Raw genomic sequence first — 13,237 nt, forward strand, 5'->3', positions numbered from 1 at the left:
TTCCCTCCGAGGTCCGAGGAGATCCATGGTCGACACCGTCAACTCACTGACCACCCGGCTTCACGACGTGCTGGTGGACCTCCTGACCAGGGGAGCCCCCGCGGCCGGCACCCGGGGCCTCCACGACGTCATCGCGCGCGCCGGGGCGCTCGGCCCCGACGGCGCCTGGCTCGCCGCCTCCGGCCGCGCGAGCCTCAGTGGGCTGGCGCTCGCGCAGGGGCAGACGGACCTCGCCCTGCTCCACCTCGAAGCCGCGGTCGCGGACGGCTTCAACGACTGCGTGGCGCTCCACATGCCCCTCATGCTCCCGCTGCACCGCGACCCCCGCTTCCAGGCCCTGTACCAGCGGCTGCGGATCACCCAGGCCGACCTCGACGAGTTCCACTGGCTGCACCAGGAGATACAGACCATGTCGCGGGAGGCCCAGAACGCGACCGTCGACAACATCGGCCGCCTCGACACCGGGGTGTCCATGCTCCCCAAGGCCCCCCTGCCCACCCGCGAACCGAACACCCCCGGCGTCCTGATCACCCGCCTCGACCTCGCCGCGATCCAGACCGCGCTCCAACAGGCGGCCATCAAGGCCGAGTTCCAGCGCAGCGCCGGCAACACCGCCCTCGACCTCATCGACGGCACCTGGGACCACCCCCGCGCCATGCGCGACGCCTGGTACGCCGACGACCTCGACACCCGCCGCCAACGAGCCGCCGAAGCCCGCGCCTTCATCCCCCACCCCGCCGCCACCACCCACCTCACCCCCTCCCCACCCCTCGGCTCCCTCCGCTACCCGGCCTGACCACCCCGGACACCCGCCCTCGCCGGCCGGGGGTGTCCAGGAGTGTCCGGGGGTGTCCGGGGTGGGGCTCGACCGGTTGTTCCCCGTTGTGGGGGGTGGTGGGGTTCGGGGGGTTCCCGGGGTCGGACCGGGGGCGGAGTCGAGTCTTTGGAGGACCACCATGCGATTCACCAGGACCGGGATGCGTGTCGCCGCCGCCGCGGTCGCCACGGTGGCGATGGGTGTGATCGGGATCGGGAACGCGTCGGCGGCTCAGACCGCCGAGGGGCAGTTCGTGTTCGGCACCGGCGGGTGTGTGGCGGTGGAGGACGTCCAGCTCATGAGCGACCACCACGACTACATGCGGGTCATCCCGACCGCCAACCCCGGCCACTGTCTGTTCGGCGTCTTCGACCGCAACGGCTGGCGGTGGCTGGGCGCGGCCGGCGCGACCCCCAGCAGCAACCCGTCGCAGTGGTACTACGACGGACCGGGCCAGAGCCTGGAGGCGTGTCTGATCGACACGGCCAACAACAACACCTGGGCCTGCGGTCCGATCAACTGAGCGAGGCGCGGTGCGGGCGGTGGGAGAGGGCCCTCGCGGGCCGCTCCCACCGCTCCGCCGCCGTCCACGGAGGAGGAGCACGGTGCGATCGACCAGGACCGCCCAGCGCGCGGCGGCCGTCACCCTCGCCGCGGCCGCCATCGGCCTGGGCGCCACGACCTCGGCCCAGGCCGTTCCGATCGGCGAGACGACCATCACCAACGGCGGCTGCGTGGTGCACACGACCGTCGTGAACGCCCAGCTGACCGTCCGGGCGGCCGTCGGCAACGACACCTGCGCCCTGGTCGTCAGCGACTCGGCCAGGACGACCTGGCTCACCTTCCCGGGTTCCGCCGGCGAGACCACGTGGTGGGTGCTCGCCGTGAACCCGAACGACAAGGTGACCGGCTGCCTGCTGAGCGGCTCGACCGGCCGTCAGGTGTGCGCCCCGCTCACCTGAGCAGCGAGTCGAGCAGGGCCCGGGCCTCGGCCGCCTCCGGGACGTTCAGCGCGGTGTGGATCCCGGCGGCCTGTTCGGCGTGGGTCCGGGCGGTGCCGGGCTCTCCCAGGCGCTGGTGGGTGCGCGCCAGCCCGATGTGGATGCGCCCGAGGTTGTACCGCTCACCGGTGTGCGGCAGGTACTCGAGCGCGGCCCGGTAGTGCCGCAGGGCGCTCGCCGGAGCGTCCATGGCCAGCAGGGCGTCGCCGAGCAGGGTGTGCGACTCGGCCTGGCCGAAGGTGTCACCGAGGTCCCGGTGCAGGTCCAGGGCCTCCTGGTACAGGTCGAGGGCCTCCGGATGGCGCCCCAGCCGCTGCTGGTGCTCGCCGTACTGGTTGAGCGCGATGGCCTGGCCGAGCCGGTTGCCGCCGCGCCGGTGGAACTCCAGCGCCTCGCGGTGGAAGTCCAGGGCCTCCGGGAGCTGTCCGAGCCTGGTGAGCGTCGGGCCCAGATTGATCAGCGCGATCGCCTCGACCGCCGGCTCGGGGATGTCCCGGCTGAGCCGCAGCGCCCTGCGCTGGTGGTCGAGGGCCTCCTCCAGACGCCCCATCCGGGTCAGGGTGAGGCCCAGGTTGGCCAGCACATGGGCCTCACCGCCGCGGTTGCCGGTGCCGCGCTGGAGCGCCAGGGCCCGGTGGAGGAGGTCGAGCGCCTGCGGGAAGTCGCCCAGCTGGTACTGGACCAGCCCCAGGTGCCGCAGCGCCGACGCCTCCCCGGCGGGGTCGCCGAGCCGCCGGGTGGCGTCCAGGGCGCGCAGGCCCAGCCCGAGCGCCTCATGGGCGGGCAGGTGGCGCTTGAGGTGGCGCCAGAGGATCGCCGGCAGGTCGGCCGCGTACTCCGGCAGGTCGGCGTCGGCGGCGTGGCGGACGAGGGCCGGCAGGTTGGCGTGCTCGCGGGCCAGCCAGTCCGCCGCGTCCGCCCGGTCGGCGAACACCACCGGGGTGGCGGCGGGCGCGGGCGGGCGCGGCCGGTGCCGCCGTTCCAGCGGGGCCAGCAGGTCCATCGCCGAGGCGGCGCCGTGCCGGTAGTGGTCGAACAGCCGCAGGAGCGCGGCCCGCCGCAGGGGTTCCGGCTCCTCCCGGGTGAGCAGTGCGCCGGCGAAGGTGCGCAGCAGGTCGTGGAAGGTGTACCGGAAGGCGGTGTGCTCGATCAGCAGGTGGTGGTCGTGCAGCGCCTCCAGGAGCTCCTCGGCCTCGTCCAGCGGCGCGTCGACCAGGGCGGCGAGGGCGTGCGGGGTGAGGTCCTCGCCGGGGTGCAGCACGGCCAGCCGGAACGCGCGCCGCCGCGCCGGGGTGAGGGAGTGGTAGGACTCCACGAAGGCCGCCGCGACGCTCCGGTCGTGGTGGGAGAGCTCGGTCCATAACCTCTGCGGACGCCGGATCCGCTGCAGCAGCTCGACGGGCGTCCAGGCGGGGTGGTGGGCCAGCCGGGCGGCGGCGATCCGCAGCGCCAGCGGCAGCCGTCCGCACCGGGCGACGATCTCGTCCACGGCGGCGGCATGGCCCGCGACCCGGTCCGGACCGGCGACCCGGGCGAACAGCTCCACGGCCTCGCCGTGGTCCAGCACGTCCAGGGAGACGCCGACCGCCCCGTCCAGTCCGGCCAGCCGGCGCCGGGACGTCACCAGCACCAGGCAGCGCGGGCCGCCGGGGATCAGCGGGCGGACCTGCCCGGCGTCGACGGCGTTGTCCAGTACCACCAGGTACCGTTTGCCCGCCGCCCGGCTGCGCCACAGCTGGGCGCGCTCCTCGGTGCGCGAGGGCAGCGCGCTCTCGCTGACGCCGACCGCCCGGAGCAGGTTCGCCAGTGCCGCGCCCGGTTCGAGCGGCCGCTGGCCCGGGGTGAAGCCGCGCAGGTCCACGAAGAGCTGCCCGTCGGGGAACCGGGCGGCGAGGGTGTGTCCGACGTGCACGGCGAGGGCGGTCTTGCCGACCCCGGCCATGCCGTCGATCGCCGAGATCACCAGCGGACGGGCCCGGGCGCCGCCCGGTCCGGCGGCCAGGGCCAGCAGCCGGTCCACCTCGCCGCGCCGTCCGGTGAAGTCCGGGACGGCGTACGGCAGCAGCCGGGGCACCACGGGGTCGGCCGGCTCGCCGCCGGGCCGCGGCTCCGGCTCCCCGCGCGCCGCGGAGAGCAGCCGGTCACGGTCGGCCGGGTCCAGCCCCAGGGCCGTGGCCAGCCGCGCCACCGACGACAGCCGGGGCCGGCGCCGCCCCGACTCCAGCACGCTGATCGCGTGCGCCGAGATGCCCGACCGTTCCGCGAGCTCCTCCTGCGTCCAGCCGGTCGAGTGCCGGTACTGGCGCAGCAGCGTTCCGAAGTCCCCCACCATGATCGCCTCCGGCGGTTGGTCATCCACGGCGCCCTCTGACCCTGGCGGGTCCCTGACAACAGATCATCCTAGAACGCCAAGCGAACGCCATGGAGTGATCAGTTGGTGTTGGTCAGGATGGTCCACGGCGAACGCGCCGCGATCGGCCGATCGAACCGTTCGGCCACATCGGCCGTATCGGCCACATCGGCCAAGGGGGGCACATGACCGAGCGACACCTGGGCGGGGAGCCGGACCGGTTACCGGCGAGGGGGGTTCCGGAGGCGCCGGAGGCGATGCCCGATCCGGGCGGAGCGACCACACCGCAGGAGTTCGTGGGCCGGCTCCGGGCGGTCAAGGCGTGGTGCGGCGATCCGTCGCTGCGCGAACTGGAGCGCCGCACCGGCCTGCCGCGCAGCACCCTCTCGGGGGACCTGAGCCCTCGCCGGAGCCGTCTGCCGCCGTTGGAACGGGTGCTGGCGCTCACCACCGCCCTCGGCGTGCCCGCCGAGGAACTCGCGCGCTGGCAGTCCGCCTGGCAGCGCATCCAGGTCCGACAGCGGTCCACCGAGCCGGCGGAACCGGCGCCGGCCGCCCCGCCGCCCGCCCCGCCCGCCGTCGAGCCGCCCGCACCCGAGGCGGCACCGCGGCCGTCCCGGGAACCGGAGCGGACGGGACGCCACCGGTTGGCGCGCCGGCGCCTGGTGCGGCCCGTCCTGTCGGCCGGCGGCGTGCTCGCCGGCGTCCTGCTGGCCCTGCCGCTGACCGCCACCCCGGTCCCCGGCGACCAGCCGCTCGTCCCGGCCGGCGCCCGGATCCCGGACGGGTGCGGCTACCTCGGCCGGATCAGCGACCATCTGGCCGCCGCCCCGCCGGACGCGGCCGCCACCACCGGCGAGTCGCTGCCGGTCAGGAGCCCGGTCGCCAAGGGGGACACCCTGATCGTCACGCTGGTCCTCGCCGGCGCCGGCGCCGGACCGATCACCGTGCGGGACACGGCCGGGAACCGCTACCGGGCCATCCGCGACGAGACCGCCGACGACACCCGGGTGACCGTCTTCGCGCTGTTCGACGCCAGGCCCCTGGACGCCCTGGACCAGATCACCTTCCTCTGGCCGAGTTCCAAGCACGACTACACCGCGGTCGACGACTTCCGCAGCGACCGCGCCGCCGCGCCGGCGAGCGGCCCGGGCACACCGGGCGACCGGCCGACCGGCGCGAGGGGAGGTGCGAAGCAGTGCTAGTTCCGGCGCCGTCCGGGTGGGCATCGGTCGGGCTCGCCCGCCGGGGCCGGCTGGGCGAACTCGCAGCGGACGGACCGGTTCAGGCCGAGCAGCCGCAGCACCCTGGCGGGCTGGCGGGGGACGCCGCGCAGGGACAGCCGGTTGCCCTTCGACAGCCGCCGGTTCACCTGGAGGAAGGCGTCGGCCCCGGTGCTGTCGCAGAAATCGACGCCGGACAGGTCCAGGACGAGCTCCCGGTCTCCGTCGTCCGCCAGCCCCAGGAGCTCCGGGACGAGGTCGGGCGCGGTGAGCATGTCCAGTTCGCCGCTCAGCCGTACCACCGTGGTGCGGGCCCGCCGGTCGCGGGTGACCGATCGGACCACGCCGTGCCCGACCGCGTCGGCGGCTGCGCCCACCACAACCTCCTGGGAGTCCCGTCGTCTCGTGCCGTACGGAATCGGAGTCAACCAACCGCCGGGCCGTCCGGGCGAGAACCGATGGGCCCCGGTCATGGGGCCGGTGGTCCCGTGATGGACGCCCCGGGACCATCGGGCGGGGGAACGGGACCGTTGGCCCCTGGGGCGGGCCGCGCGCCGATCCGAGGATCTTCTACGACGGGGTCAGGTGACCCGCCGACACGCGCTCCACGGTCCGACCCTCAGGAAGGGACCCACGATGAACCGACTGCAGACCCGGCCCGCCCCCGCCGTCACGGTGACGACCCGCGGTGAGGTGACGTCGGCCGCGCCCGACTACGCCCGGGCCAAGCTGCTCGCCGTCCTGGCGAAGCTCGACGAACCGGTCCTCGCCGTCCGGGTGAAGCTCACCCAGGAGCCCAACCACGCCGTGGCCAAGCCCTCGACGGCCCAGGCCACGCTCGACCTGAACGGCCGGCCGGTGCGGGCCCACGTCGCGGCCGCCACCATGCAGGAGGCCGTCGACCTGCTCCAGGACCGGCTGAACGCCAGGATCGCCCGAGTCCGGGCCCACCACCGGCACCACCGCCACGACGCCGAGCGGTCGGCCGCCGGGCGGGACCACCGGCCGCAGCGCCGCGACCTGGACGTGGAGGAGCGCCGCATCGTGCGGCACAAGAGCTACAGCCTCGCCCGGCAGACCACCTGGGCGGCGGTGTTCGAACTGGAGGCGATGGACTACGACTTCCACCTCTACACCGACACGGAGACGGGCTGCGACAGTGTCGTCCACCATGACGGGGCGACCGGGGCGTACCGGATCGCCTCGGCCGGAGCCGCGCCCGAGGCCGAGCCCGGCATCGAGGTGAGCGCCCACGCCGCGCCCGGACTGACCGTCGCCGACGCCGTCGCGCGGCTCGACCTGGGCGGCCTGCCGTTCGTCTTCTTCACCAACGCCGAGACCGGACGCGGCAACGTCCTGTACCACCGCTACGACGGTCACTACGGCGTCATCACGCCCGCCGACCAGTGACACCCGGGCCGGCGTTCGGGAACCTCCGCCGCGACGCGCCGCGAAGTGGGATGCTGTCCGAGGCCCGTGACGGTCGATCAGGTCGACGCGGCGGAGGCTGACGCCGGCGCCCCCGGCCGGGGGAGCCGGGGGAGCCGGGGGAGCCGGGGCGGTGGAAGGTGGGGGCGGACTCGATGGGCGCTCGTACGGGACCCGGGCCGGACGGACGCGGCACGGTGCTGCCCCCGTCGCCGCGGGTGTGGCTCGGGCTGACGGCGGCCCTCGGGGCGCTGGGGGTCCTGCTGCTCGCGCTCCGGTACGGCGGCGAGGGCGAGCCCGGCGCGGTGGACGCGCGGATCGGGTCGGTGGTGGACGGCGTGGGGACGCCGTGGCGGTACGCCGCGCTGGCCCTCGACGCCCTGGGCGAGCCGGTGGGGGCCGTGCTGCTGGTCTCGGCCCTGGTGACGGGCTGCCTGCTGCTGCGGCGGCCGCGCGCGGCGGTGTTCCTGCTCGCCGCCGTCGGCCTGACCGTGGGGACGGCGACGCTGCTCAAGCACCTGGTCGGGCGCACCATCCACGGTGACGGGAACCTGTCCTACCCGAGCGGGCACACCGCCTTCCTCACCGCGATCGCCCTGGTGGTGGCGATGGTCGCGGTCCGCCGTCGGAGGGGCGGCCGGCCGCTGGTGCTCGGCTCGGCGCTGCTGGCCGGCGGCCTGATGGGCTGGGCGGAGGTCGCCCTCGGCGCGCACTACCCGACCGACACCCTCGGTGGCTGGTGCACCGCGCTGGCGGTGACACCGGCCACCGGGTGGCTGGTCGACCGGACGTCCGGTCGGCAGGGGGCGCACTGACCCCGGGTCAGGCCGGACCGTCGGGCAGGACCGTCAGGCAGGACCGTCATGCCGGACCGTCAGGCCGGACCGTCAGGCAGGACCAGGCCGGACCGCTGAGCCGGACCGCTCACGCCAGGCGGCGGAAGACCGGCTTCACCGGCCGGCCGCCCAGCCAGGGGGTGGGGTCGCCGGCGTCCAGTGCCTTCCGGTACACCGCGCACGCCTGGGCCACCACGGCGACGGTGCGGTCGATGTCGGCGTCGTCGAGCGCGCTGCTCACCACGAACGACGGGGCCAGCACCCCGCCCATCAGGAGCTGGCGGAGGAACAGGGTGCGGTAGGGCTGCGACGGCTGCCGCTCCTCGTCGAGGGTGGCGAAGACCAGGTTGCTGGCCCGGCCCCGGACGACGACGTGGTCGCCGACACCCGCGGCGGCGGCGACCTCGCGGACACCGCCGGCCAGCCGCTCGCCGAGGGCGTGCAGCCGGGCGGTGACGCCCTCCTCGACGTAGGTGGTCTGCACGGCCATCGCGGCGGCCAGCGCGTGGGTCTCCGCGCCGTGGGTGGTGGAGAGCAGGAACACCCGGTCGCCGGAGTGGCGCAGCCCGCCGGGTTCCATCAGGTCCCGGCGCCCGGCCAGCGCGGAGACGGCGAACCCGTTGCCCAGCGCCTTGCCGAAGGTGGAGAGGTCGGGGACGACGCCGTACAGGCCCTGGGCGCCCGCCTCGGACCAGCGGAGGCCGGTGATCATCTCGTCGAAGACCAGGAGGCAGCCGTGCCGGTCGGCCAGCTCGCGCAGGCCGGCGAGGTAGCCGGGCGGCGGCTCGGTGTGGCCGGCGGGTTCGAGGATCAGGCAGGCGACCTCGCCCCGGTACCGGGTGAGCAGTTCCTCGGTGGCGGCCAGGTCGCCGAAGGGGAACGTCACGGTGAGCTCGGCGGTCGGGTCGGGGATGCCGGCGGACATCGGCGTGGTGACGATGAACCAGTCGTCGACGGAGAAGAACGGCTGGTCGTGGCAGACGGCCACCCGCGGGCGCCCGGTGACGGCACGGGCGAGGCGGACGGCGGCGGTGGTGACGTCGGAGCCGTTCTTCGCGAACTTCACCATCTCGGCGGTCGGGACCGTGGCCAGGAAGCGCTCCGCGGCCTCGATCTCCAGGACGGAGGGCCGGACGAAGTTGCTGCCGCGGTCGAGTTCCCGCCGCACCGCCTCGACCACGCGCGGGTGGGCGTGGCCGAGGCTGACCGACCGCAGGCCGGAGCCGTACTCGATGTACCGGTTGCCGTCGACGTCCCACACATGGGCGCCGCGGCCGTGGCTGATGACCGGGGCCAGGTTCTCGGGGTACTGGTCGTCGCCCTTGGCGTAGGTGTGGGCGCCGCCGGGGATCAGGGCGTGCAGCCGCTCGTTCGCCCGCCGCGACCGGGGAAGGGCGAACTCCTCGGTGCCCGGGGTGTCCGGGATGACCTGAGGGTCCGCGGGGACCTGGGTGTCCGGGGTGTCCGGGGTGTCCTGGTTCTCCTGGGTGTTCACGCCGGCCTCAGCTCTCCTCGGACCGGAGGACCTCGGCGAGGCTCGGCGCCTCCCGGTCCCGCTTGGACACCGACACGGCCGGCAGCGGCCAGGGGATGGCGAGTTCCGGGTCGTCGAAGGCGATCGTCACGTCCTCGGACGGGTCGTGCGGGCGGTCGATCCGGTAGGAGACGTCGGCGGTCCCGGTCAGCGCCTGGAAGCCGTGCGCGCACCCCGCCGGGATGTAGACGCTCACCTGGGTCTCGCCGGACAGCTCGAAGAAGGCCCGGCCGAGGTAGGTCGGCGAGTCCGGCCGCAGGTCCACGACGACGTCGAAGACCTCCCCGGAGGAGCAGCGCACCAGCTTGGCCTCGCCGGCGCCGGAGCGCAGGTGCAGGCCGCGCAGCACGCCCCGGACCGAGCGGGACACGCTGTGCTGGACGAAGGCGTTCGGGTCGAGGCCCACCGAGCGGATCACGTCGGCGTCGAAGGTGCGGCAGAAGAAGCCGCGTTCGTCGGCGTACGGTGTCGGTTCGAACAGGTATGCGCCGGCGATCGCCGGGACGTCGGTCACCTTCACGGGGCCTCCTAGGGGGCGTGGTCGTGGTTGCGGTCGTGGGAATGGTCGCGGCCGTGGCCGGTCGTCGGGAAGAGGGCCGCCGTCAGGGCGCTGAACTGTCCCTCCAGCTCCCGGCGGGCGGTCAGGTTCCGTTCGGCGAGGATCCGCCGCAGCTCCGCCGACTCCTTCTCCAGCGCCCGGAAGCGCTCGATCAGCAGGTCGGCGTCGACCTCGCGGGCCGGGTGGCAGTAGGCGCCCAGCCCCATCCGGGCCATCAGCGCCTCGCTCTTGGCCGCGTAGCTCAGGGCGAGCGTCGGCGTGCCGACCGTCAGCGCGCAGATCAGGTTGTGGTACCGGGTCGCCACCACGGTGTCGGCGGCCGCGGTCTCCTTCATCAGGTCGTCCAGCGAGGCCGGCGAGGCCGCGGTGAGCAGCGGCGAGTCCACGGCGTCGAGGATCGCGGTGACCACCGGCTCGTCGACGTCGTCGCCCCAGAGCAGCCGGACCGGTCGGCCCTCCTCGACCAGCGCGCGGACGAAGCGGGTCGTGCCGTCGAGGTAGCGCCGGTGGATCTCCGCCGCCCGGGCGCGGTCGTCGTTCCCGCCGTGGAAGGCCATCACGCCGACGCAGACCGACCCCGGCGCACCGCCTGGCCCGCCGGCCGGCGGCGTCGGCAGGGAGAAGGCGAGGTCCGGGTAGACCTCGTCCCGCCGGGTGTCCACGCCCATCGCCCGCATCGCGTCGCGGGACGGGGCGTCCCGGTACGACCGGTACGCGGCCAGCCGCGCCGACCAGCGCACCAGGGCCCGGGTGGGCCGGCTGCCGATCGTGGCGGCGCCGACGCTGACCAGCGCCACCTTGGTGCCGAACAGCCGGCCGGACGCGCAGAGCAGGAACAGCGCGTAGGGGAAGCCCCACGGCCGCAGCGGCAGGGTGGCCTCCAGGACGCCCATGCCCGGCACGATCACCACGTCGTGCCGGCGCACCCAGGCGGCGGTGCGGACGGCGTCGACGAGCTTGCCCAGCCCCTTCGTCGCGATCGCGCCCGTCCGCGAGGCGGTCCGGTACTCCCCGCGGTTCCAGTGCAGCCGGGTCGCGGGGATCCGGAACCGGCTGGTGACGGCCTCGGGTCCGCCGCACAGCGCGTCCACCACCGCCTCCGGGTGCTCGGCGCGCAGGTAGCGGAGCAGGGCCTCCAGCGAGCCGTCGTTGCCGAGGTTGCCGGAGCCGAGCAGGCCGAACACCCCGACCCGCGGCGGGGTTTCTCCGGATCTCATGCCCGCCTCCCCTCGCGGCCGGCGACCAGGTCGTCCACCGAGACGGCGAACCGGTCCGGGTCGACCGGGGCCCGGTCCTCGACCCGCTCGCCGCTGCCCGGCCGTACCCGGCTGGCCGCCCAGGCGGCGAGGTGGCGGTAGCACTCGCGCCGGTCGGCGGGGGAGAGCGGCACCCGCTGGATGGTCGCGACGAAGCCCCAGACGTACTCGGCGAGCAGCCGGGGCGTCGGGTGCAGCGGGCCCGCCCGGCGCGGGTCCAGGTTGACGCACCGGGAGCGCTTGGAGGGGTTCGCCCGCTCGGCGCGGGTGGGGTGGTCGCGGCGGAAGTACAGCAGCTCCGGCACCTGGTGGAAGCGCCCGCGCAGGCCGATCTCGGCGACGAAGGTGCGGTCCGCGTGGTGGTAGCTGTCCAGCGGCTTCACCCGGCGCAGCACCTCGGCCCGGATCACCCCGTAGAAGTCGTCGCCGCCGGGCTCGAACAGCATGCTGCGGAAGCGCTCCGGCGCGTGCGGGGAGGCGGTGGCGAGCCCGTACTCGTAGGGGACCTTCACCCGGCCGTCGCCGTCGACGACCGCCTGGTCGGCGTGCGCGAGGATGACGTCCGGCCGCTCGTCCAGCGCCTCCACGCAGCGCAGCAGCAGGTCCCGGGCGTACAGGTCGTCGTGCGAGGCCCACTTGAACAGCTCGCCCCGGCACTCGGTGAAGACGCGGTTGTGGTTCGGCGAGGCACCGATGTTCCGCGGCAGCCGCAGATAGCGGATGCGGGAGTCCCGCGCGGCGTAGCGGCGGCAGATGGACTCGGTCGCGTCGGTCGAGGCGTTGTCGGAGATGACCAGCTCGAAGTCCTCGAAGGTCTGGCCGAGCAGGGCGTCGAGCGATTCGGCGAGGTACTCCTCGCCGTTGTAGACGGGCAGCCCGATGCTCAACCGGGGTACGGCGGTCATGTCGTCCTCACTTCGGGGGTGTCGTCCTCGGTCTCGGGGACGGGATTCCGGTGGTGCTCGCGCAGGGCGGCCCGCAGTTGCTGCCACCACACGGCCGAGCCGCAGGCGGTGGCGGCGGCGACGCCCCAGGCGGAGCCGGCCGTGCCGGCCAGGGCGGCTCCGCCGAGCCCGCCGCCCAGGTAGCAGGCGGAGGCGAAGAGCTGGCAGCGCAGGCTGCGCCGGGCCGCGGCGAGGGCCCGCAGTCCGGCCGCCGCGCCGCTGCCGAGTCCGGCGCCGGCGACGCCGAGGGTGGCCGGCACGATCAGTTCCTTGGAGGAGTGCCAGACGTCGCCGAGCACGAGCTCGCCGAGCCGGTCCGGCATCAGCAGCAGCGCGCCGCCCCACAGCAGCGCGGCGACGGCCTGCCCGCCGCCCAGCCGCAGGCAGAACCGGCCGAGCCGGCGCGACGCCTGCCGCAGTACCCGGGCCGCCTCCGCCACGGTGACCAGGGACAGCCCCATCAGCAGGGCCAGGAAGGGGCCGAGCAGCAGTTCGGCGCCCCGGACCGTGCCCACCGCGCCGACCCCGACGATCGCGCCGAGCCCGTACGCCCGGAGCTGGCCGGCGCCGCTGAGGCTGACGTTCTCGGCCAGGTACCGGCTCCCGAGGTCGCGCTGCTCGCGCAGCCAGCCGCGGGCCGCGCTCACCCGGGGGCGGATGCCGGACTGGAGGAAGCCGTAGCCGGCGGCCACCGCCGCGGCGGCGCCCCAGGCCAGCAGGAAGGCGGCCACGCTGTTCACCCGGGCCGCCACCACCATGGCCGGGACGAGCGCGACGCCCTGCACCAGGTCGTTGGTGAACGCCTTGCGCCCGGCGCCGGCGGCGAAGAACGCGAACCGCCGGGAGTCCTGCAGCAGCAGCGCCGGCAGGGCCAGGCCGAGGCAGGCGAACGCGGGCCCGATCCGCCCGCCGAGGCCGAGTCCGACCAGCACGCAGCCGGCGCCGAGGGAGGAGCCGATGGCGAGCGCGGTCCCCGACGACCGGGCCGCCGCCGCCCGCCAGAGCGGCTCCGGCACACCGCTGAACCGCACCATCAGCGGGTCGGTGGCCAGTCCGCGGGCGATGTTGAGCACCAGGCCGTAGGTCAGCCAGGCCAGGCTGAACACGCCGAACGCGGTCACCCCCAGCGAGCGGGCCACGAAGGCGCCGACCGCGAAGTTGGTCATGCTGGAGACCGCCTGGTCGGCCAGTCCCCAGGACAGCCGGCCGGCGACGGCCCGGCCGGCGGACCGCCGGGGCCCGCCGGGCGGGTCCGCCGGTGTCGTGGTGCTCTCCTCCTCGGTGGTCAT

Annotated in this window: 13 protein-coding genes; 6 read left to right on the forward strand and 7 right to left on the reverse strand. The window is 75.0% G+C overall.

From position 1 onward, the window contains the following. The first annotated feature begins 25 nt into the window (after positions 1 to 25). From ABTX81_RS26275 to ABTX81_RS26285, 3 genes are all read left to right on the forward strand, one after another. Positions 26 to 796 carry a hypothetical protein gene (locus ABTX81_RS26275; protein ID WP_350550037.1) on the forward strand — a complete coding sequence of 257 codons (771 nt, stop codon included), beginning with the start codon at positions 26 to 28 and terminating at the stop codon, positions 794 to 796. 160 nt (positions 797 to 956) lie between these two features. After that, a complete protein-coding gene (locus tag ABTX81_RS26280; protein ID WP_350550039.1) occupies positions 957 to 1,340 on the forward strand; it encodes a hypothetical protein in 384 nt (127 codons plus the stop codon). A gap of 82 nt (positions 1,341 to 1,422) precedes the next feature. Further along, complete coding sequence (locus ABTX81_RS26285; RefSeq protein WP_350550041.1) at positions 1,423 to 1,779, forward strand: hypothetical protein; 357 nt, start codon at positions 1,423 to 1,425, stop codon at positions 1,777 to 1,779. Here the strand turns inward: ABTX81_RS26285 and ABTX81_RS26290 are convergent. Continuing rightward, the gene (locus tag ABTX81_RS26290; RefSeq protein WP_350550043.1) at positions 1,772 to 4,177 is read right to left on the reverse strand and encodes an ATP-binding protein; all 2,406 of its coding nucleotides are present in this window, start codon (positions 4,175 to 4,177) and stop codon (positions 1,772 to 1,774) included. The genes ABTX81_RS26285 and ABTX81_RS26290 overlap by 8 nt on opposite strands. Before the next feature lie 176 nt (positions 4,178 to 4,353). Here ABTX81_RS26290 and ABTX81_RS26295 point away from each other — a divergent pair, with 176 nt between their 5' ends. Then, positions 4,354 to 5,373 (forward strand): helix-turn-helix domain-containing protein, encoded by a 1,020-nt coding sequence (locus ABTX81_RS26295; RefSeq protein ID WP_350550045.1) that lies wholly within the window; start codon positions 4,354 to 4,356, stop codon positions 5,371 to 5,373. On the opposite strand, the gene ABTX81_RS26300 is transcribed toward ABTX81_RS26295, so the two are convergent. Then, positions 5,370 to 5,768, reverse strand: coding sequence for an STAS domain-containing protein (locus ABTX81_RS26300; RefSeq protein ID WP_350550048.1), 399 nt, complete (start codon positions 5,766 to 5,768; stop codon positions 5,370 to 5,372). The genes ABTX81_RS26295 and ABTX81_RS26300 overlap by 4 nt on opposite strands. A 259-nt stretch (positions 5,769 to 6,027) precedes the next feature. On the opposite strand from ABTX81_RS26300, the gene ABTX81_RS26305 reads away from it, so the two are divergent. Both ABTX81_RS26305 and ABTX81_RS26310 read left to right on the forward strand, forming a co-directional pair. Continuing rightward, positions 6,028 to 6,801: a ribosome hibernation promotion factor gene (locus ABTX81_RS26305; RefSeq protein WP_350550051.1), complete on the forward strand. Its 774-nt coding sequence runs from the start codon at positions 6,028 to 6,030 to the stop codon at positions 6,799 to 6,801. Between the two features lie 173 nt (positions 6,802 to 6,974). Further along, the gene (locus ABTX81_RS26310; RefSeq protein ID WP_350550054.1) at positions 6,975 to 7,634 is read left to right on the forward strand and encodes a phosphatase PAP2 family protein; all 660 of its coding nucleotides are present in this window, start codon (positions 6,975 to 6,977) and stop codon (positions 7,632 to 7,634) included. Between the two features lie 109 nt (positions 7,635 to 7,743). On the opposite strand, the gene ABTX81_RS26315 is transcribed toward ABTX81_RS26310, so the two are convergent. From ABTX81_RS26315 to ABTX81_RS26335, 5 genes are all read right to left on the reverse strand, one after another. Next, on the reverse strand, positions 7,744 to 9,081 hold the full coding sequence (locus ABTX81_RS26315) for a glutamate-1-semialdehyde 2,1-aminomutase (protein WP_350550136.1): 1,338 nt from the start codon (positions 9,079 to 9,081) through the stop codon (positions 7,744 to 7,746). Between the two features lie 76 nt (positions 9,082 to 9,157). Further along, complete coding sequence (locus ABTX81_RS26320; RefSeq protein WP_350550057.1) at positions 9,158 to 9,709, reverse strand: dTDP-4-dehydrorhamnose 3,5-epimerase family protein; 552 nt, start codon at positions 9,707 to 9,709, stop codon at positions 9,158 to 9,160. A gap of 8 nt (positions 9,710 to 9,717) precedes the next feature. Next, the gene (locus ABTX81_RS26325; protein WP_350550060.1) at positions 9,718 to 10,965 is read right to left on the reverse strand and encodes a polysaccharide pyruvyl transferase family protein; all 1,248 of its coding nucleotides are present in this window, start codon (positions 10,963 to 10,965) and stop codon (positions 9,718 to 9,720) included. Next, positions 10,962 to 11,909 carry a glycosyltransferase family 2 protein gene (locus ABTX81_RS26330; RefSeq protein WP_350550063.1) on the reverse strand — a complete coding sequence of 316 codons (948 nt, stop codon included), beginning with the start codon at positions 11,907 to 11,909 and terminating at the stop codon, positions 10,962 to 10,964. The genes ABTX81_RS26325 and ABTX81_RS26330 overlap by 4 nt, the downstream gene beginning before the upstream one ends. After that, positions 11,906 to 13,237, reverse strand: a complete 1,332-nt coding sequence (locus ABTX81_RS26335; protein WP_350550066.1) for an MATE family efflux transporter — start codon at positions 13,235 to 13,237, stop codon at positions 11,906 to 11,908. Before ABTX81_RS26335 ends, ABTX81_RS26330 begins: the two co-directional genes overlap by 4 nt.

Source organism: Kitasatospora sp. NPDC097605 (assembly GCF_040302725.1).
Lineage (GTDB): Bacteria > Actinomycetota > Actinomycetes > Streptomycetales > Streptomycetaceae > Kitasatospora.